The following is a 19,395-nucleotide window of genomic DNA, read 5'->3' on the forward strand; positions in this document are numbered from 1 at the left end:
GCGACTGTCGGTGACGATGCTTCCGTCTGCCGCCTGCCGCGCGGTGGGCCTGTGCTGACGGCCGGTCGGTGCCACTCTGCCCGCCGTCCGGTCACGCACCGGTGCCCGGCTGCCGGTCCGCTGACGCACGACGGGCCGCCGGCGGTGACACCGCCGACGGCCCGCCTGTGCCGGGCTGAGACCCGGCCGACGCCCGACTGAAGCCCGACTGAAGCCGGACTGAAGCCCTGCGGGAAACCGGCCGAACGCCGGAAGGGAGCCCCGCCGGGAAACCGGCGGCCGCTACCGGAAGGGCCCGCTCAGGGAGTGAGGCGCAGCCGGTCTCGGCCCGCCGCCTCCACCGCTGCCTTCTTGTACGGCCAGGGCAGACTGCCCCCCTCGGCCCAGAGCCCGACCTGGTCGGTGTAGGTGTCCGCACCGGCGTGCCCTGACGCGCCGGTCAGGTTGATCCAGCGGGAGCGCTCGAAGTCCGCCAGGTCCACCACCATGCGCATGGAGGGCACCCAGATCACCTCGAAGCCCTTCTGCGGGTCCCAGCCGTTGGCGAGCACCGAGTCCGTGCCGCCGCCGACGCCGACCGGGTCGGCGTTCAGCAGCCACTGCAGCGGGGCCGGGCCGCCGGTGCCCAGCGTCGGGTTCTCCAGCGTGAGGGTGTGCAGGGCGCCCCAGCGCCACTTCCGGGGATCGTTGCCGAGGCGCTGCCCCAGTTCCTTGTCGGCCTGCTCCATCGCCTTGCGCAGCATCGCGTCCCTGCCGCGTACGGAAGGATCGGTGGCGCTTGTCCACCAGATGCTGTCCGGCTTGTCGAGCAGGTCGCGCACGACGTCGAACCAGCGGCCGCCGCCGTCCGGGTAGGCGTACCCCTTGACGCCTGCCCGGGACAGCCGGTCGGTGAACGCGATCTTCAGGAGTTCGCGCCAGACCGTGTTGAAGTAGGCGGCCGGGGCCGAGTCGGCGCCCTGGCTGAAGTCCCAGCCGCGCAGCAGGTCCTGGGCGGGTTCGGTGGCGGCGCGGACCTTGGTCCTGAGCAGGTGCGGCACCAGGTTGGCGGCGTTGCCGTTCCAGCTGTCCTGGGTGATCCGCTCCATCGCCGCGACGTCCAGCTTGCCGCCCTGCTCGATGAGCCGGGCGATCCGCTGGCTGCGGTAGCCGGTGCCCCAACTGCTGCCGATCAGGTGCGGGTACTCGGGCCCGACCACCGCGTTGTTGGCGGTGACGATGTAGCCCTCCGGCGGGTTGAAGCTCGTGGGCAGCTTGTCGAAGGGCAGGTAGCCGGTCCAGTCGTAGGCCCCGGTCCAGCCCGGTACCGGATGGCGGCTGTCACCCTTCTTGCGGACGGGTATGCGGCCCGGCGTCTGGTAGCCGATGTTCCCGGCCGTGTCCGCGTAGATCATGTTCTGCACGGGCGAGGCGAAGACCTTGGCGGCGGCCCGGAAATCGTCCCAGTTCTTGGCCCGGTCCAGGGCGAAGAGGGCGTCCATGGTGGGGGCCGGGTCGAGCGCGGTCCACTGCATGGCGACCGCGTAGTCCACCTCCGCCTTCGCCTTCGCGCCGCGTGGCGGGACGTCGGGCTCCTTGCCCTCCTCGGCCACCTCGTCGGCCGACTTGAGCACGTCGGAGATCAGCGGGCCGTGCAGGGTCGAGCGGACGGTCATGTCGACCGCGGGCGCCCCCGCCACCTTGATCCGTTCCTTGCGTTCGGTCAGGGGCTTCTGCTGCCCCTTGTGCTCATAGGTCGCCCCGCGGACCTTCTCCACGAACAGGTCGGAGTCGGCTGCGCCCAGGTCGGTGAAGCCCCAGGAGATGTCGGCGTTGTGGCCGATCACCACGCCCGGCATGCCGGCGAAGCTGAAGCCGGTGACGTCGTACGGGCATTCGGGGCCGGTCCGGGTGCAGTGCAGTCCGACCTGGTACCAGACGCCCGGCAGCGAGGGGGTCAGGTGCGGGTCGTTCTCCAGCAGCGGCTTGCCCGTGGTGGTGCGACTGCCCGACACCACCCAGGAGTTGGAGCCGATGCCGATGCCCTGCGGGCCGAGGACGGCGGCCAGTACTTTGCGCACGCCCGCGCTGTCGGCCAGCGCGGTGGAGGCCCCGGCGGGCACGGCGGGCGGCGCCCCGGCGGAGGACGTCGAGGAAGCGGGGGACGCCGAGCGAGCGGGTGATGTCGAGGAAGCGGGGGCCGGGCCCGAGGCCGGGGCCACCGCCTTGACGGGCCCTGCGCCGGGTGCGCGGTCGGGGACGATCGGCGACCAGCGCTTGTAGTCGTAGCCGGGGAAGAGGTCGTCGGCCGTGCCCGCGGGCAGCTTGGCCGCCAGCATCGCCTGCTGGAACTGGTCGATCATGCCGGTGTTGAGGTTCCAGGCCATGGTCTTCAGCCAGGACACCGAATCGGTCGGGGTCCACGGCTCCGGCCGGTAGTCGCCGGAGACGAAACCGAGCACCGGGTACTCCACCGAAAGATCGGCCCCCTCGTTCTGGGCGAGGTAGGCGTTCACTCCCTTGGAGAAGGCCCGCAGGTACTCCTGGGTCTGCGGCGACAGCATGGTCACCTCCTGCTCGGCCACCCGGTACCAGCCGAAGGTGCGCGCCACCTTGTCGGTCTGCACCTGGCTCGGGCCGAACATCTCGGCGAGCCGGCCCGAGGTGACGTGCCGCTGGGTGTCCATCTGCCAGAACCGGTCCTGGGCCATGGCGTACCCCTGGGCCATGAACAGGTCGTGCGCGGTGCCGGCGTAGATCTGCGGGATGCCGGAGGCGTCCCGGACGATCCGGGCCTCGCCCTTCAGACCGGGCACGCTGGTGCTGCCGGACAGCTGCGGCAGCGACTGCCGGACGGTCCAGTACGCGTATCCGGACAGGCTGCCGGCCGCCAGCAGCACCAGGGCGGTCAGGCCGACCGCGGTACGTACGAGGATCCGCCGCAGACGCCGGCGCCGGACGGGGCGCGCCGGCGCGGGCGCAGGCGTGCCCTCGTCTGCGCCGGTCTCGGCCGTGCCGCTGTCGGCCGGGGCCTCCGCGGCGGACTCCGGGGCAGTGGCCTCCCGGTCAGTGGCCTCCGGTTGGGAAGCCTCCGGTGCGGTGCCCGGACGGGGTTCGTCCGGCGGGGCCGTGTCGGTCTGGACTGTCATGGGGTGGCGCTTCCTTGTCTCGACGGGGTTCTGGCCATGGCGAACACCGCCGCGGACGGGCCCGGAGGCACGGCACACGGCGGTGGGACGGCGGAAGGGGAGAACGGAAAGGGAAGGAATGAAGGGAAGGAAATAAGGAAGGGGAAGGTGGTCGAACGGTGGCTCAGCGGGCCAGCCGGGCCGCCCCCGCGCTCCAGGGACCCCGGGTCCCGGCGTGCGGTGCGGATGCCGTGAGCGGGGCCGGGCCCACCAGGGTCAGGTGCGGACGGCCGTGCTCCGGCGCCCCGCCCGGCACCTCGGCCGGGACGGCGACGCGGGCGAACGGATCGGGGCGCCGTGCCAGGATCGCTTCCTCGATCCCGCGCAGCTCCGGACCGGGCAGCAGGCCCAGGTGCTCCCCCAGGGCGTGCCTGGCCCGCTGGTAGGCGGCCAGCGCGTCGGCCTGTCGGCTGCCCCGGTAGAGCGCGGCCATGAGCAACGCCCAGAGCCGTTCGCGGTACGGGTGTTCGGCGGTGAGGACGAGCAGGTGCGGCACCAGCCGGGCGTGGCCGCCGAGTTCGAGCGCGAGTTCGGTGTGCTCCTCGACGACCGCCAGCCGCAGCTCCGCGAGCCGGGTGCGTTCGACGTCGAGCAGTGGGCCGCTCACACCGGTGAGGGCGGGTCCCGGCCAGCGCGACAGGGCGGCCGCCAGGGTCCGTTCGGCTTCGTCGGGCTGCCCGGCGGCCCGCAGTGCCCGGGCGTCGGCCACCGACTGCTCGAACCGGCCGAGGTCGCACTGCTGGGGGCCGATGGAGAGCCGGTAGGAAGCGCCGACCCGGGTGAGCACGCCGCCTGCGGTGCGCGGAGCCCGGTCGGGCTCGACGAGCTTGCGCAGCTTGGAGACGTACGCCTGCACCAGGTTGGCACCGTCCAGCACGGTGGTGTCGCCCCAGATCCCGTCGATCAGGTGGTCGCGGCCGACGGGTGAACCGGCCCGCAGCAACAGGACGGCGAGCAGGGCCCGTTGGCGGGGTGCGCCGAGCGGGAGTTCGACGCCGTCGCGCCAGCCCCGGACCTCGCCCAGCAGTTCGAAGCTGAGATCGGCCGGGTGCGCGGCAGAGGAGAGCGCGGTCGAAGGAGACAGAAGGTCAGTCATGGCAACCTCCGCTGGCCCGGGTCCATCGTGTGGTGGTTCGGGTGCAGCTGTGGGAGTACGGTGCGTGGTCTGGCCGGCCGGGGCCGGGGCGGTGCGGCGTCCGGACGGACCGGTTGGTGGGTCCGGCGGGAAGCACCGGTTCAGTGGCCGACCGCCGCACTGTCCCCAGGCTGCACGGGGCACATATACGGAAGATCCTCGGGTGCGCGGACGTCGGGAGGGGGGCCGGTGATCGCGCGTATATCCGTCGTAGAGCGGACTGGATCAGTCTTGTTCCAGAGCAGCCGGGAACGACACGGTCCGACCGGCTCTCCCCCATACGCAGGCAGCATCGAACCCCGAAGCGGACGGCACCCCATGAAGCGATCCATCAAGAACCCGGTCCTGCGCAAGGCCGTCGTCCTCGTCACCTTCGGCTGCGCCGCCGCGCTGTTCTCGGTGGCCGTCCCCCAGCACGACGCTCCGGCACCGGGTCACACCGTGACCGTCCTCGCCGGCGGCGGCGGGAAGGAGCCGAACGAGTGGAACAGCCAGGGCTGAGTCACTGCCCGCCGCGGGCCCCGTTCAGCCCTTCGCGCCCACGGGCCCGCCGAGCGACCGCGCCAGCTCCTCGGCCTGGTCCGCGTCGGGCAGCCCCAACAGGGTGAACATGTCGCGGGCCTGGTGCGCGCGGGTCAGCGCCGCGGCGCCCTCGCCGGTCTCGGCCAGGGCCCTGGCCAGGGCGAGCAGGCAGTGCCCGCGCTCCCGCTGGGAGCCCAGTTCCTCACTCAGGGCCAGCGCCCGCTCGGCCTCCGCCAGCGCCTCGTCGTACCGGCCCAGGCCCCTCAGGCTGTCGGAGAGCCGGAACCTCGCCTGGGTCTCCCGTCCCCGCAGCCGGGCCGCCGCGCAGACCTCCAGGCAGGCGGTGTAGCTGACGACGGCGTCCGCGTGCCGCCCCAGCTCGTGCAGCGCCATGCCGTGTACGTACCAGGCGTACGAGGTCACGTGCGGGTCCTGTTCGGTGCGCAGCCGGTCCAGCGCGTCCTCGCACACCTGCACCGCGTCGGCGGGGCGGCCGCTGCGCAACCGGGCCTGGGCCGCGTTCAGTTCGGTGGTGAGTTCGCCCGAGCGGTGTCCCAGCCGCCGGGCCAGTTCCAGCGCGCGGTCGTAGAACTCCGCGGCGTCGGTGAAGCGCCGCTGCCACTGTGCGATCAGGCCCCGGTCGTTGAGGATCTGCCGCAGGATGACCTCGTCTCCTGCCCGGCCGCTGGCCTCGGTCGCCAGCCGGGTGTGCAGTTCGGCCTCGGCCAGCCGGGTGTACTGGAGCGCCGCGTTGCCGCACACGAACCGGGCCCGCGCCTCGGCCTGGTCGTCGCCGCACGCTGCCGCCGCGTCGGCCACCTTGCGCGCGGTCATGGCCAGTTGCAGGTACGGGATGTCCTGCCCGAAGGGGCTGAGCGCGACCAGCAGGTCGGCCGCGGTGCGCAGCATCCGGGTGTCGTCGCCCGGACCGGTCCTGCCCGCGAGGGCGGCCGCGTTGGCGGCGCAGTCGAACTCCTCGGTCACCCAGGTGCGCGCCTGCGCGAGCGTGGCGAACCGCGGCCCGGTCTCGGGCCTGCCGCCGAGGATCGCGCCGACGGGGTCGCCCGGCACCATCGTCTGGAACGCCGCGCAGGCCCCGTCCAGCAGGAAGTCGAGGAGTCGCCCCAGTGCCGCGGTCCCGTCGTCGCCGTCCGCCTCTTCGGACTCCGGCTGCCCGGACCCGGCGAGCTGGAGCGCGAAGGAGCGCACCAGGTCGTGGTAGCGGTAGTGGCCGGGCAGCGGTGCCTCCAGCATGGCCGCGTCGACCAGTGCCTCCAGCAGTTCCTCGGCGTCGTACTCGTCCATCCCCAGCGCGGCCGCCGCGGCGGCCGTTCCGATGCCCTGCCGGGTCACCGGCGCAAGCAACCGGAACGCGCGCGCCTGGGCACGGCTCAGCTGGCGGTGGCCGAGTTCGAAGACGGCCGCGACGGCGAGGTCACCGGCCCGCAGCTCGCCGATGCGGAGCCGTTCGTCGGCGAGGCGGCCGGTCATGGTCTCCACCCGCCACCGGGGCCTGGCCGCGAGCCGCGCCGCCACGATGCGCACGGCGAGCGGGAGGTGGCCGCACAGGGCGACCAGTTCGGCGGCGGCTTCCGGTTCCTCCCCGATGCGGTCCGCTCCGACGATCGTCCGCAGCAGGGCGATCGCCTCGGCGGTGTCGAAGACCTCCAGGTCGCTCTGGATGGTGGTGGAGAGCCCGGCCAGCATGGCCCGGCTGGTGACGATGACCCCGCAGTCGGCGGAGCCCGGCAGCAGGGGTCTGATCTGTGCGGGGTCGCGGGCGTTGTCCAGCAGGACCAGGGTGCGGCGTCCGTCGACGGTCGTACGGAAGAGCAGGGCCCGGTCCTCGGTCGAGGCGGGCATGGCCTGGCCGGGGACGCCCAGCGCGGTGAGGAAGCTGCCCAGGACGGCGCCCGGGTCGGCGGGCTCCAGGCCGTTGCCGCGCAGGTCCGCGTAGAGCTGGCCGCCGGGGAATTCCGGTTTGGCCTGGTGTGCGACCTGGAGGGCGAGCGTGCTCTTGCCGATGCCGCCCATACCGGTGACGGACACCACCGCGAGGGAGGCCCGGGCCGGGTCGGTGAGTGCCTGGTAGAGGTCCTGGACCTGGCCCGCGCGGCCGGTGAAGTCGGGGATGTCGGCGGGCAGCTGGGCGGGGCGGGTGGGCGCGGGCACTTCCCTGGGTGGCTCGGCGGCCGGTTCCGGTTCGACCCCGGCGAGGTCCGCAGGCTGGTCCCGTACCTCGGCCAGGTGACCCATCAGGAGCGGGTCGTTCGCGAGGATCCGCTCGTGGAGCGCGCTCAGTTCGGGCCCGGGGTCGACGCCCAGCTCCTCCGCCAGGACCCGGCGGGCGCGGCCGAACACGGCGAGCGCGTCGCCCTGACGCCCCATCGCGTACAGCGCCCGCATCAGGAAGCCGTACGGCCGCTCCTGGAGCGGGTGCTCGTGCGTGAAGCCGATGAGGTCCGGGATGACGAGCCCGTGCCGTCCCTGCCGGAGGTCGTGCTCGAAGTGCTCCTCCATCAGCGCGAGCCGCAGCGCGGCGAACCGCGAGCGCTGCTGCTCGGCGAACGGCCCCGGCACGCCCGCCAGGGGCTCGCCGCTCCACAGGAGGAGGGCTTCGGCGAGCAGCCTGCCGCACTCCTCCTCCTGCCCGGCCGCGCGGGCCCGCGCGGCGTCCGCCGCGAGTTCCTCGGCGTACAGCGCGTCCACCGAACGGGGCGGCACCAGCAGCTGGTAGCCGTCGCGCAGCGATACGAGCACCTTGGGCGCGGAGCGGTCCTCCTCCACGATCCGGCGCAGCCGCCAGGCGTAGGTGCGCAGGCTCGACAGGGCGGAATCCGGTGCTTCCTCGCCCCAGATCGAGGCGAGCAGCTCGTGCGCGGGCGTGGCCCGGCCGGCCCGCAGGAGCAGCGCCGTCAGCAGCGCCTGCTGCTGCGGCGACCCCGTGGTCAGGACGCCCCCGTCCCGGACGACCCGTACGGCTCCGAGCACGGTGAACCGGATGCCGTCTTCCCCCATGAGTCCTGTTTTCCTTCCCCACTGGTCTTCTGGTCTCGGTGGAGCGCCCCCCGGCAGCTCCACCGTGTACGGCCTGGCCGTCCCGCCAGGAAGGGAGACGAGAGCATCATCGAAGAGGTTCACTCGCCACCACACGCACTTCCGGGGGTGCCCCCGGACCTGGGCGGCGCCGGTACGGCGCTCCCTGGTGCCCTCGGCACCGGCCCGCGCGAGTCACCGCGCCACGGCTCCGGACGGACCCCGAAGAAATTGGGGTCGTCCCAGATTGCTCTGGAATGGCCCTTGATCATACGACTCTTTCGAGTCGGGCCGACAAGATGTGAACCTGTGCCTCCTTGCCCCCCGGTCGCGTGCGCCACGAAGCTGCGCCACGTCCCGGTACCCCTGCCACCTGGGGTTTCCCCCTCCGGGCTGCGATGTATGCGCATCCGGATGGAGCGGGCGTCGGCGAGGTGGCGGACCGAGCCGGGCCGGCCGGGGCGCGCGCGGGCCGTTCGGACGGACGGGTGGCGCACCGTCGCACAGTTGCCCGGATACTGTGGGCCCTCCCCCGATGTCTTCCGGCCCGGAGCCCACGTGAGCAAGCCCGACGGTCTGATCGAGGTCCCGCCGGGCATGTCGGCCGGCCGGGGTGCTCCACCGTCCTTCCTGGTCGCGGGGATCGTCTCGCCCCTGACCGACGTCACCGTGCACGGTGCGCAGGCACCGCCCGCCGACACCTGGGCGAAGGTCACCGGCACCTGGCACCCGGGCGGCACCCCCGGAACCACTTCGGCGTCGCTCGCGCTCGACGCCAGCAGCGTCGAGAGGATCCCGGCACCCGCCAGCCCGTACGCGGACAGGGCCCCCGGTCCCTGAGGCCGTCCGGGCGGCCGGCCGTCCCGGGTACTTGTCCGTTGCGCCGGCGCCCCACTAGCGTGCTCACGTGGATCTCTTCTCGCACTCCTGGTCGGCACTGCGGGCCGCGGTCGCCGGGCTCTCGGACAAGGACTTCGCGCAGCCGTCCGGCTGTTCCGGCTGGCTCGTGCGGGATCTGGTGTGCCATCTGGTCATCGACGCCCAGGACGTCCTGATCACTCTCGCCACCCCGGCCGGTACGGAGCCGACCCGCGACTCGGTGACGTACTGGGAGGTCGCCGAGGCACTGCCGACCGGCGACGATCCGCTCGATGCGCTGACCGTCAGGCTGGCTGCCGCCTACGAGGAGCCCTGGCTCCTGAAGTTCCATCTCGACGACGTCGGGTCCGCCGCAGGCCGGGCGGCCGGACTCGCCGACCCGGCCCTGCGGGTGGGCACGCGTGACGTCGTCCTCACCGCGGGCGACTTCCTCGGCGCGTACGTACTGGAATGGACGCTGCACCATCTCGACCTGGTCGCACACCTTCGGGGGGTGGCACCGCCGCCCGCGGAGGGGCTCGCCCGGACCCGCGACATGCTGGAGAGGATCGCGGGGGCAGCCTTCCCGGCGTCGTTCTCCGACACGGACGCGCTGCTGATCGGTACCGGGCGGCGCGCCCCGACCGGTGCGGAGGCGGCCGAGCTGGGCGAGCTGGCCGCGAGAATCCCGATCGTCCTCGGGTAGCTTCCCGCGACGGGGCGGCTTTCCCGGCGGGCGACAGGACAACTCCCTTACCCATACAGGTAGTTCGGCATGCGCTGCCCAGTGCGCGGACCTCTGATGACCTCCCGTCACGGCACTCCCATACGCACCAAGATCGGGCATAAGTTACCTATAGGTATGCAGTGACTTCCCATGCCTGCAGCAGTAGAACTCCCTCCTCTTCCCACAAGAGTGAGGAACCTCGTATGAGTCACCACTCCTCTCACGTCTCCCATCTCTCTCACCTCTCTCGCGTCATCGACGCCCACAGCGTGACGCGACGTCGCTTTCTCGCCGGGACAGGTTCCCTGCTGGGCGCCGCGGCCCTGTCCGGACCCCTCTCCGCCGCGTCGGCCCAGGCCGCACCGTCGCGAGGGGCGCTCGTCACCGGGGAGCGGGTTCCGGTGCTGGTGATCGGTACCGGGTACGGGGGTTCCGTCGCCGCCCTGCGGCTGGCGCGGGCGGGGGTCGACGTGCACATGGTGGAGATGGGCATGGCCTGGGACACCCCCGGACCGGACGGCAACATCTTCGCCAACACCACCAGGCCCGACTACCGCTCCTTCTGGCTCCGTACCAGAACCAAGCAGCCGCTGAGCAACTTCCTCGGCTTCCCGCTCGACAAGGACGTCCCCCGCCACACCGGAATCCTGGACGCCGAGGACTTCGCAGGCATCACCGTCTACCAGGGGCGGGGAGTCGGCGGCGGTTCACTGGTCAACGGCGGGATGGCGGTGACTCCGCGCAGGGAGAGATTCGGCGCCGTGCTCCCGTCCGTGAACGCGGACGAGATGTACGGCACCTACTACCCGCGCGCCAACGCGGGGCTCGGGGTGACCGAGGTCGACCCTGCCTGGTGGGAGTCGGCGGAGTGTTACCAGTACGCGCGCGTGGGCCGCAAGCACGCGGAGCGCTCCGGCTTCCCCTTCGTCTTCGTACCGAACGTGTACGACTGGGAGTACATGAAGCAGGAGGCGGCGGGGGCGGTGCCCCGGTCGGCGCTGGCGGGTGAAGTCCTGTACGGGAACAACCACGGCAAGAAGACGCTCCAGAAGACCTATCTCGCACAGGCCGTCGCGACCGGACGGGTCGTCATATCACCGCTGCACAGGGTGACTTCGGTGAGTCCGGTGGCCGGCGGTGGCGTCGGGTACACGGTCGTGGCCGAGCAGCTCGACACCGCTGGTGCGGTGATCGCCACCAAGGCGGTGACTGCCGACCGGGTGTTCTTCGCTGCGGGCAGTGTCGGTACCAGCAAGCTGCTGACCCGGCTGAGGGCGACCGGCGCGCTGCCCCGTCTGAACGACGAGATCGGCAAGGGCTGGGGCGACAACGGCAACGTCATGTGCGGGCGCGCCAACCACATGTGGGACGCGACCGGCAAGCTCCAGGCCTCCATGCCCACGGCCGGAATCGACAACTGGGACGCGGGCGGGGCGTTCGCCGAGGTCGCCCCGCTGCCCACCGGCATCGAGACGTACGCCTCCTTCTACCTGTCGATCACCAAGAACCCGCACCGGGCCCAATTCACCTGGAACGCGGCGGCGAACCGGGTCGACCTCGACTGGCAGACCGCCTGGAAGCAGCCGTCCATCGACGCCGCCCGCACCATCTTCGACAAGATCAACAAGAAGGAGGGGACGATCTACCGGACCGACCTCTTCGGCCTGTACAAGATCTGGGGCGACCATCTCACCTACCACCCGCTCGGCGGCGTGGTCCTGAACCGGGCGACCGACAACTACGGCCGTCTGCACGGCCATCCGGGGTTGTACGTGATGGACGGTTCGCTCATCCCCGGCAATGCCAGCGTGAATCCGTTCGTCACGATCACCGCGCTCGCCGAGCGCAACATCGAGAGGATCATCGCGGACGATCTGTAGGGCGTGCGTGGTGCGCGGCAAGGGGTGGCGAGGGCCTGAGCTCTCGCCACCTGGCGTTTTCGCCCCCTGGAGGGATCAACGGCCGAGGGGTCACGGCCGGCGGTGCAGGCGCGCCGAGAGGTGGTGCTGCAGGGGCTGCCCGACCGCTGCGAGGTCGTGGGTGAAGGCGAGTGTCCCGTCGTCGGTCAAGGTGTAGCGGCGACGGGTGGCGTCGACCTTCTTCGCGGTGGGGGTGAAGGCCACTTCGTGGGCGGAGAGGTCGACCGTGGTGGGGGCCGAGGTGGCGGTGCCGACCGCGATCTCGGCGATGCCGGTGGGCTGGGTGATCAGGGCTTCCACCCGGCCGTCGGGCTGGAGCCGCCACCAGCCGCTCTCGCGCGCGGACGGGCGCAGCGGCGTGCCGTCGGGGGCGAGGAGCCAGGCGCGGGCCTCGTAGTGGAGGAAGGGGCGGCCGTCGTGGGTGAAGGTGACTTCCTGGGCGTACGTGAAGTCCTCGTCGAGCGTGGGGTATTGGCCGCTTCCCTGGCCGCGCCAGGTCCCGAGGAGGGCAAGGACGGGGGTGAGGAGGGGGTGCGGGGCGGGGGGAACTTCCGGGTGGTGGGAATCGGGATAGGGGTACGGGGACGAGTCCGGGTCCGGGTTCTGTTGCGGGGACGGGGGCTGTGGGGCGGGGTGGGACACGGGGGTGCTCCTGGGGTGCGGATGGGTTGGCGTCTGAGGGGAAGCGTAGGGGGTTGGGCGGAGGTGGCGGAGCGGGGTGCCCCTCCGCACGGGGCCTCCCTGTACCCAGCCGCTCACGGGGCGTCAGCCCTCGAAGGGCTCGGGGTGCCGGGGCTCGGGGTGCCGGGGCTCGGGGTGCCGGGACTCGCGGTGCCGGGACTCGCGGTGCCGCGGCGCAGGTTGCGTTGGCGCAGGAGGAGGTAGAGGGGGAGGCCTACCGACGCTCCCAGGAGGCTGGCCAGGACGGTGAGGATGCGTTGGGCGCGGGTCAGGCTCGTGTCGACGACCGTCACGGTGAAGAGGAGCGCGACGACGGTGACGATCACGTCCCAGCCGAAGAAGCTGCTGATGCGGGTGGCGAACAGCTCGTCGAGGAGTCGGCCGAGGTCGGGGCCGTTCTCGACGAGCCAGGGCACGGCCTGCGAGAAGGGCAGGGCGATGCCTGCTGCCAGGAGGAGCGCGTAGGCCGCCTCCGTGGATCCGGTGGTGCGTCGCAGGCTGCCGGTCGGTGCTGCGCGACGGGGCGAGGTGGCGTGGCGGGGCAATGCGGTGTGGTCGTCCGGCAGTTGATCGTCGTCCGGTGTGCGGTTCGGCCGGTCCTCCATGTGTGCTCCTCTCATTTCCCCGAAGGATACGAATGCCGGGTGGACGGAGACAGAGGGAAGGCCCCGGTCAGCCGATGCGGGCCAGGCCGCGGGCGTCTCGGCGGGCGCGACCCCTGGAGATGCGCAGTGGGTCGAAGTCCGGGGTGCGGGGCGGGAGTTGGGACGGGTCGGCGAAGGTTGTGCCTGCGCAGACTTCGGAGAGCAGGGGGCGGTCGAGGATGCGGCCGGCTGCGGAGATGCCACTGAGGGCGGTGCCGAGGATCCCGGCGCCGAAGCTGGAGTTGGCGCCGACCGCGTACAGGCCCCGTACTCCGGTGCGGATGCTGGGGCGGCGGCCGTGCCCGCCCCAGTCGTCGAAGCCGTAGGGGGTTCCCGAACCGCCTTGGATGTAGCGGTGGTTGGTGTGTGCGGTGGCGGTTTCCAGGTGGGTGAGGTGGGGGCGGATCGGGCCGAGGGCGGCTTCGGCGATGTCGACGAGGTTGTCGCGGAGGCGGGTCTTGACGGCCTCGTAGGCGGGGTCGCGGCGGTAGCGGCCCGGGGGGCCTTCGAGGGGTGGCATCAGGGTCATGATCTGGAAGTTGCTGTGGCCCGGCGGGCAGACGGTGCGGCTGTCGGGGTCCTTGAGGGAGCCGAACGAGAGGAAGGCGAAGGTGGGGTCGGAGCCGTCGCCTTCGAGGGCCTGGGCGTAGGCGGCTTCGATGTCGGTGTGGGCCCACCACCAGATGTTGGTGTTGGGGAGGTCGAGGGGGCGGTCGAGGGCGATGTAGGCGGTGGCGACGGCGGCTCGCATGGTGGCGCGGCGGGTGCGTTCGACGACGGGGGCCGAGAAGCCCCGGCCGCCGCAGAGGTCCAGGACGGTGCGGCGGTAGTCGGCGTTGGAGATGACGAGCGGGGCGTGGACGGTCTCGCCGGTGGCGAGCCGTACGCCTTCGGCCCTGCGGTCGTCGGTGACGAGGATCTGCTCGACGGGGCAGCGGGTGCGGACCTGGCCGCCGTGTGCCTCGATGACCTCGACGAGCGTGGCGATCATCGTCTGGCCGGAGCCGACGGGGGCGTACGCGCCGCGCAGGTAGTGGTCGAGCATGGTGGCGTGCGTGGAGTTGAGGGTGCGGGAGGGGGGCGTTCCGTAGTTGCCGGACTGTGCGGCGATCAACGTCCTTGCCGCCGGGCCGAGTCGGCAGTCGGCGTAGAGGTCGCCGAGGGTGCGGCCGCCCCAGGACATCAGGGCCTTCGACATGGGGGCACGGTCGGCGCCCGGCGGGGTGGTCATGCCGCCGCGCAGGTCGGCGGCGATGTCGCGCAGGGTGTGGACGCAGCGGGTCAGGCCGGGCCGTTCCGCGGGGAGGGCCGCGCAGAGCCTCTTCAGGTACGCGTCCCAGCCGACCGGGACGTCGACGGTGCGGCCCGGCAGTACGAGGCGGTCGAAGCCGTCCGCGTTCAGCGGGCGGAAGGCGACCCGGTCGGCGCCGATGCCGAGTCCGGCGAGGATCGCGGGGAGCAGGCCGTCGGGCCCGCAGTCGCCGACGTAGTGCATGCCCACGTCGAACTCGTAGGCGCGGCGGCGGCGGAAGACCTGCGCGTTCCCGCCGGTGACGTCGTGCTGTTCGGCAAGGAGGACGCGACGGCCGGCGACGGCGAGGTAGGCGGCGCAGACCAGGCCGCCGACACCGCCGCCGACGATCACCGCATCGTACGAGCGGGGGGAGGAGGGCGAGGAGAAGGAAGGGGAGGAGTGGGTGGGCAGGCCGGTTTCAGAGTGCAATGCCACCGTGGACCTCCAGGACGCTTCCGGTGATGTACGAGGCCCGGTCCGACACCAGGAACGCGGCGAGGTCGGCGACCTCTTCCGCCGTGCCGAAGCGGCGCATGGCCACCGCGGAGAGCAGCCGGTCGCGGTCCTTCGCCGGGAGGGCGTCGGTCATGTCGGTGTCGATGAGGCCGGGGGCGACGACGTTGGCGCGGATGCCGTGGGCGCCGACCTCCTTGGCGAGGGCCTTGGTGAAGCCGATGATTCCGGCTTTGGCCGCGCTGTAGTTGGTCTGGCCGGGGTTGCCGTGGACCCCGGCGACGGAGGAGAGGGTGACGACGCAGCCGGTGCGGCGCTTGAGCATGGGGAAGACGGCGGCGCGGCAGGTGTGGAAGACGCCGTCGAGGTTGGTGTCCATGACCTGGTGCCAGTCGTCGTCGGACATCAGGACCAGGGGGCGGTCGCGGGTGATGCCCGCGTTGGCGACCACGGCGGAGACGGGGCCGAGTTCGTCTTCGGTGCGGGTCACCCAGGCCTTGGCCTCGGCGGGGCGGGAGACGTCGGCGCGGACGGCGAGGGCCCGGACGCCGAGTTCGCCTGCCTCCTTCTCGATGCGGCGGGCGGCTTCTCCGTCGGAGCGGTAGCAGAAGCCGACGTCCCAGCCGTCCTGGGCCAGCCGTCGTACGACGGCTGCGCCGATCCCCCGGGACCCGCCGCTGACCAGCGCGATCTTGGGGTGGGTTGGCTCGGTGCGCATTCAGCTGCCCTCTCCCATGCGCAGGACGGCGGCGGCCACCAGTCCCTGCCCGTCGACGGATGTGATCACCGCGTGTCCGCCCGGTGCGCGGTCGGCCGAGGCGACGGCGGACGCGAGCTGGAGGGCCGCGGAGGCTGCTCCGGTGTCGCCGAGCAGTGTGCCGAGTGCGGGCAGTGCGTCCCGGGCCCGGCGGGGGAAGAGCGCGTCCAGGGCCGCGCTCTCGGCGGGGTCGAGGCCTGTTCCGGCTGCCGCCCAGACGTCGGGGGCGGCGATCCCGGCCCGGTTCAGGGCCTCGACGACGGTGGTGCGTACCGCATCGGCCGGGTCGGTGCCCTCCGTGGTCTGGCGGGTGTGCACGGACAGGACCGAGGCCAGCGGGGGTCTCTCGGGCGGGGCGGTGCCGCCGGTCAGGCGCAGGACGGCCGCACCCTCGCCGAGCAGTGCGCCCGCCCCTGCGAGCACTACGGGCACCCCGCCGAGCAGCACGGGCACTCTGCCGCGCGGCCCGGAGGCTCCGTCCCGGCTGCGGGCCTCCAGCCAGGCGCGGGCCGTCGAGTACTCCTCTGCTCCCCCGCACAGGACGGTACGGGCCCGGCCGGCGCGCAGCAGGCGGTGGGCGTAGAGCAGGCCGAGGAGTGCGCCGGCCCGGCCGCCGGCGAGGGTGGTGTTGGGGCCCTGGATGCGGTGGCGGATGGCGCACTGGGCGGCGGCGCAGTTCATCACGCTGTTCGGGATGACGCCGGGCTCGACGTCGTACGGGCGCTCGCCGGTGAGGGACGAGCGGGTGAAGTCCGTCATGGACTGCACGCTTCCGGTGGTGGTGCCCAGGACGAGGGCGGTGTCGGGGCCGGGTTCGGTTCCGTCGTCGAGGACGGCGCCGACCGCGGTGACGGCGAGGGCGGTGACCCGGTTCATGTCCCGGGTGCCCTTCTTTCCGAGTACGGCACGGGGCTCGAAGTCCGGTACCAGACAGCCGAGTTGGCCCACTTGGCCGGGTACGGGTGCGGCGGTGGGGCGGCGGTCCCGTACTCCTGCCGTGAAGTCGGCCGCGTGGTGCCCGTAGGGGGAGAGCGCCGACCAGGCGGTGATGTGCAGCATGGGGTGGTCGTTCCTCGCGAAGGTCAGGGGAAGGTCACGGGAGGGTCAGGCGAGCGGGCCGGGGCGGCTGTCGTAGCGGCCCAGGACGACGGCGGCGTTGTTCCCGCCGAAGGCGAGACCGTTGTTCTGGACGATGCGCAGGTCCGCCTCGATCGCCTGGTTGGGTACGCAGTCCACGGCGCATTCGGGGTCGGTGGTGCGGTGGTTGATGGTCGGCGGGATGAAGCCGTGGGTGAGCGCGAGGGAGCAGGCGATGGCGCCGAGTGCGCTGGCGGCGCCCATGGTGTGGCCGAGCATCGACTTGAGGGAGATCGTGCGGGGCGGGGCACTGCCGTAGACCTGGCGGACGGCGCGGCTCTCCGTGACGTCGTTGGCCTTGGTGCCGGTGCCGTGGGCGGAGATCAGGTCGACCTCGCCCGGTTTCACCCCGGCGTCGTCCAGGGCGAGTCGGAGGCAGCGGGCGACGCTGTCCTCCTGCGGGGCGACGGGGTGGTACGCGTCGCAGTTGAGCCCGTAGCCGAGGACCTCGGAGTAGATGCGGGCGCCGCGGGCGAGCGCCGATTCGAGGCTTTCGAGGAGGAGCATTCCGGCGCCTTCGCCGGTGAGGATGCCCTGCCGGTCGGTGTCGAAGGGGCGGCAGCAGTCGGGGGCGATGGTGCCGAGCCGGTAGAACGCGGCGAACGTCTTGCGGCAGAAGGCGTCCGCTCCCCCGCACAGGGCGAAGTCGGCGTCGCCGTGCCGGATGGCGTCCAGGCCGTTGCCGATGGAGTAGTTGCCTGCGGAGCAGGCGGTGCCGATGGTGAGGACTTCGACGTCGGTCAGGCGCAGTTCGCGGGCGGCGGCGATGCCGAGGAGGGCTGCGGGGACACGGCGGGCGGCCCGGCCGGTGACGGCGGACGGGCCGCCGCGCAGATGGGCCTCGGTGATGCGGTCCAGATCGTAGGACTCGCCGTCGGTGGTGCCGACGGAGATCTGGCAGCGTACGGAGCGCAGGTCGTCGTCGGTGAGTCCGGCGTCCTCGACCGCCATGCGGGCGGCGGCGGCTGAGAACTGGGCGGCCCGCCCGTACGCACCGGGGTCGAGGCGGCGCAGCATGCGGGCGGGGTCGAAGTCGGGGACCTGGCAGCCGTTGCGACGGGCGAAGCCGGTGGTGTCGAACGCGGTGATGGGGCTGACTCCGCTGCGTCCGGCGCGCAGTCCCGCGGTGAACTCCTCGGTGCCGGTGCCGATGCTGGACACGGCGCCGAGACCGGTGACGACCACGCGGCGGGCTTCGGGGCGGACACCGGAGAAGCCGTCGGGGAAGCTGCTGGGAGAAGTGCTGGGGAAGGTGCCGGACAGGGAGCCGGAAAGGGAGCCGGGGCGGGACCCCGCGGACGGGGTCCCTTCGGCACGCGAAGGTCGGGAGGAACGGAAGGACACAGTCGCGGTTACCAGCCCGCCGTCTCGGCGAGGACCTGGCGCACGCCCCGGAGGTGGGCCATCCGGGGCATCTCGCTCTGGTCGATGGTGACCTTGAACTCCTTCTCCAGGGCGGCCAGTACGCCGATGAGGGCGAGCGAGTCCGCTCCGTACTCCTCGACGAACCGGTCGGTCTCGGTGATCTCGTCGGATTCGAGCTCCAGGCGGTCGCACACGATGTCGGTGATGCGGCTCTGGCGCAGGTCGATGGTCTGCATCGCGGTGAAGGCTCTTCTCTGTGTGTCTGTATGCCTGTGTGTCTACGTGTCTGTGCGTCTACATGTCTGCGTGTGTCCGCGGGCGGGGATCAGCAGTGGGCGGCTAGCCTGCGGGTGGACTTCCAGCCCCGCAGGCCGACTTCGTCGCGTACGGCCGCGCAGCCGGCCAGGATCCGGTCGAGGTCGTCGGCGGTCAGCTCGGAGTGCACGGACAGGCGTTGTACGCAGCGACGGACCGGCACGGACGGCGGGACGAAGGCGGCACCGAACACGCCCTGGGCGTCCAGGGCGTGCTGGAGGCGGCGTACGCCGGGTTCGGTGCCGGGCTGGAGGGGGATGATCTGGCTCTCGCTCGGGGTGATGTTGTAGCCGAGTGCGGTGAGGCCGTCGCGCAGGCGGCGGCTGTTGTGGTCCAGGCGCCTGCGGCGGTCGTCGGCGTTGACGAGGACGTCGAGGGCGGCGGTGAGGCCCGCCACGTCGTGGGGCAGCAGGGTGGACGAGAAGACCGCACCCAGGGAGTGGTACGGGAGGTAGCCCGCGATCTCCTGCGTACAGGCGACGAGTCCGGCCCGGCCGGCGAAGGCCTTGGCGAGGCTGGCGGTGCGGTAGGCGACCTTGTCGGTGAGGCCGAGTGAGGTCACCAGACCTGTGCCCCGACGGCCGACGACTCCGAGGGTGTGGGACTCGTCGGCGATGAGGTCGCTGCCGGTGCGGGCGGCGACGGCGGTCAGCTCCAGGAGCGGGCAGAAGTCGCCGGTGACACTGTAGAGGGTGTCGAAAGCGATGAGACCGGGACCGTACTGGCGGATCGCGCGTTCCAGGTGCTCGGTGTCGTTGTGGGCAAAGGGGCGGGCCACGGCCTGGGCGGCGGCGATGCCTTCCCAGAGGGAGGCGTGGGCGAGTTCGTCCACGTAGACGGGGCCGCCGGGCGGGCAAACGGCCTGGATGAGGCCGACGTTGGCCGCCCATCCCGACTGGCAGAGCATGACGGCCGGGGCGGCCAGCCAGTCGGCGAGTTCTGCTTCGAGCCGGCGCAGGGGGTCGGTGTCGCCGGTGAAGGCTCCGGACATCAGGGCGCCGTTGCCGTGGCTGCGGAGGCTGGCGATCTGGGCCTCGACGACAGCGGGGTGGCCGCCGAGTGCGAGGTAGTCGTTCGACATCAGCGCGAGGTCGGCGCGCCCCGGAGTCGCGCGCCCCCTGTAGAGCGGGCCGCCCCAGCTCGCCTGGCGGACTCCCCATGCCTTCAACCGGTCCTGGAGAAAGGACAGTTCGCCGGACATCACACCTCGCTCGGATCGACAGATGTTCTGAACTGACAAGACCGGCAAGACTTTAGGGGCGAATCGGATTTTCCATGAACCAGGGAATCTTTAGGACATATGTCCAACCGGGTGCAAAGTTGAGAATCCGCGCAGCTCAGGCGCTTTCCCGGCGATGCGGCGCACACCGGCGGTCGCCGTGTAC

The 19,395-nt window shown here is 72.1% G+C and carries 15 protein-coding genes; 4 read left to right on the forward strand and 11 right to left on the reverse strand.

Going from position 1 to position 19,395, the window contains the following annotated elements; translation table 11 throughout:
• Positions 1-299: 299 nt before the first annotated feature.
• Positions 300-3,128 carry a penicillin acylase family protein gene (locus tag ACH4SP_RS34225; RefSeq protein ID WP_398420865.1) on the reverse strand — a complete coding sequence of 943 codons (2,829 nt, stop codon included), beginning with the start codon at positions 3,126-3,128 and terminating at the stop codon, positions 300-302.
• A 163-nt stretch (positions 3,129-3,291) separates the two neighbouring features.
• Positions 3,292-4,263, reverse strand: coding sequence for a BTAD domain-containing putative transcriptional regulator (locus tag ACH4SP_RS34230; protein WP_398420867.1), 972 nt, complete (start codon positions 4,261-4,263; stop codon positions 3,292-3,294).
• Positions 4,264-4,620: 357 nt separating this feature from the next.
• Here ACH4SP_RS34230 and ACH4SP_RS34235 point away from each other — a divergent pair, with 357 nt between their 5' ends.
• Positions 4,621-4,803 (forward strand): hypothetical protein, encoded by a 183-nt coding sequence (locus ACH4SP_RS34235; RefSeq protein WP_398420869.1) that lies wholly within the window; start codon positions 4,621-4,623, stop codon positions 4,801-4,803.
• 24 nt (positions 4,804-4,827) lie between these two features.
• Here ACH4SP_RS34235 and ACH4SP_RS34240 read toward each other — a convergent pair whose 3' ends face one another.
• Positions 4,828-7,842, reverse strand: a complete 3,015-nt coding sequence (locus tag ACH4SP_RS34240) for an AfsR/SARP family transcriptional regulator (RefSeq protein WP_398420871.1) — start codon at positions 7,840-7,842, stop codon at positions 4,828-4,830.
• A 576-nt stretch (positions 7,843-8,418) separates the two neighbouring features.
• Here ACH4SP_RS34240 and ACH4SP_RS34245 point away from each other — a divergent pair.
• From ACH4SP_RS34245 to ACH4SP_RS34255, 3 genes are all read left to right on the forward strand, one after another.
• Positions 8,419-8,700 carry a hypothetical protein gene (locus ACH4SP_RS34245; protein WP_398420872.1) on the forward strand — a complete coding sequence of 94 codons (282 nt, stop codon included), beginning with the start codon at positions 8,419-8,421 and terminating at the stop codon, positions 8,698-8,700.
• A 67-nt stretch (positions 8,701-8,767) separates the two neighbouring features.
• Positions 8,768-9,424, forward strand: coding sequence for a maleylpyruvate isomerase N-terminal domain-containing protein (locus ACH4SP_RS34250; protein ID WP_398420874.1), 657 nt, complete (start codon positions 8,768-8,770; stop codon positions 9,422-9,424).
• 290 nt (positions 9,425-9,714) lie between these two features.
• A complete protein-coding gene (locus tag ACH4SP_RS34255) occupies positions 9,715-11,325 on the forward strand; it encodes a GMC oxidoreductase (RefSeq protein ID WP_398420876.1) in 1,611 nt (536 codons plus the stop codon).
• A 90-nt stretch (positions 11,326-11,415) separates the two neighbouring features.
• Here the strand turns inward: ACH4SP_RS34255 and ACH4SP_RS34260 are convergent, their stop codons facing one another.
• The 8 genes from ACH4SP_RS34260 to cqsA all read right to left on the reverse strand — a co-directional run bounded on the left by ACH4SP_RS34260 (position 11,416) and on the right by cqsA (position 19,211).
• A complete protein-coding gene (locus ACH4SP_RS34260; protein WP_398420877.1) occupies positions 11,416-12,006 on the reverse strand; it encodes an FABP family protein in 591 nt (196 codons plus the stop codon).
• A 113-nt stretch (positions 12,007-12,119) separates the two neighbouring features.
• On the reverse strand, positions 12,120-12,665 hold the full coding sequence (locus tag ACH4SP_RS34265) for a DUF2834 domain-containing protein (protein WP_398420879.1): 546 nt from the start codon (positions 12,663-12,665) through the stop codon (positions 12,120-12,122).
• 52 nt (positions 12,666-12,717) lie between these two features.
• A complete protein-coding gene (locus ACH4SP_RS34270; protein WP_398420881.1) occupies positions 12,718-14,418 on the reverse strand; it encodes a phytoene desaturase family protein in 1,701 nt (566 codons plus the stop codon).
• Positions 14,402-15,154, reverse strand: a complete 753-nt coding sequence (gene fabG / locus ACH4SP_RS34275) for a 3-oxoacyl-[acyl-carrier-protein] reductase (RefSeq protein ID WP_398420883.1) — start codon at positions 15,152-15,154, stop codon at positions 14,402-14,404. The genes ACH4SP_RS34270 and fabG overlap by 17 nt, the downstream gene beginning before the upstream one ends.
• Entirely contained in the window at positions 15,155-16,252 is a 1,098-nt protein-coding gene (locus tag ACH4SP_RS34280; protein WP_398420885.1) for a beta-ketoacyl synthase N-terminal-like domain-containing protein, read from the reverse strand.
• A 45-nt stretch (positions 16,253-16,297) separates the two neighbouring features.
• The gene (locus ACH4SP_RS34285) at positions 16,298-17,515 is read right to left on the reverse strand and encodes a beta-ketoacyl-[acyl-carrier-protein] synthase family protein (protein WP_398421198.1); all 1,218 of its coding nucleotides are present in this window, start codon (positions 17,513-17,515) and stop codon (positions 16,298-16,300) included.
• A gap of 167 nt (positions 17,516-17,682) precedes the next feature.
• Complete coding sequence (locus ACH4SP_RS34290) at positions 17,683-17,931, reverse strand: acyl carrier protein (protein ID WP_398420887.1); 249 nt, start codon at positions 17,929-17,931, stop codon at positions 17,683-17,685.
• An 89-nt stretch (positions 17,932-18,020) separates the two neighbouring features.
• Positions 18,021-19,211: an alpha-hydroxyketone-type quorum-sensing autoinducer synthase gene (gene cqsA, locus ACH4SP_RS34295; protein WP_398420888.1), complete on the reverse strand. Its 1,191-nt coding sequence runs from the start codon at positions 19,209-19,211 to the stop codon at positions 18,021-18,023.
• Positions 19,212-19,395: the final 184 nt, after the last annotated feature.

It is taken from the genome of Streptomyces sp. NPDC021093 (assembly GCF_044333135.1).
GTDB lineage: Bacteria > Actinomycetota > Actinomycetes > Streptomycetales > Streptomycetaceae > Streptomyces.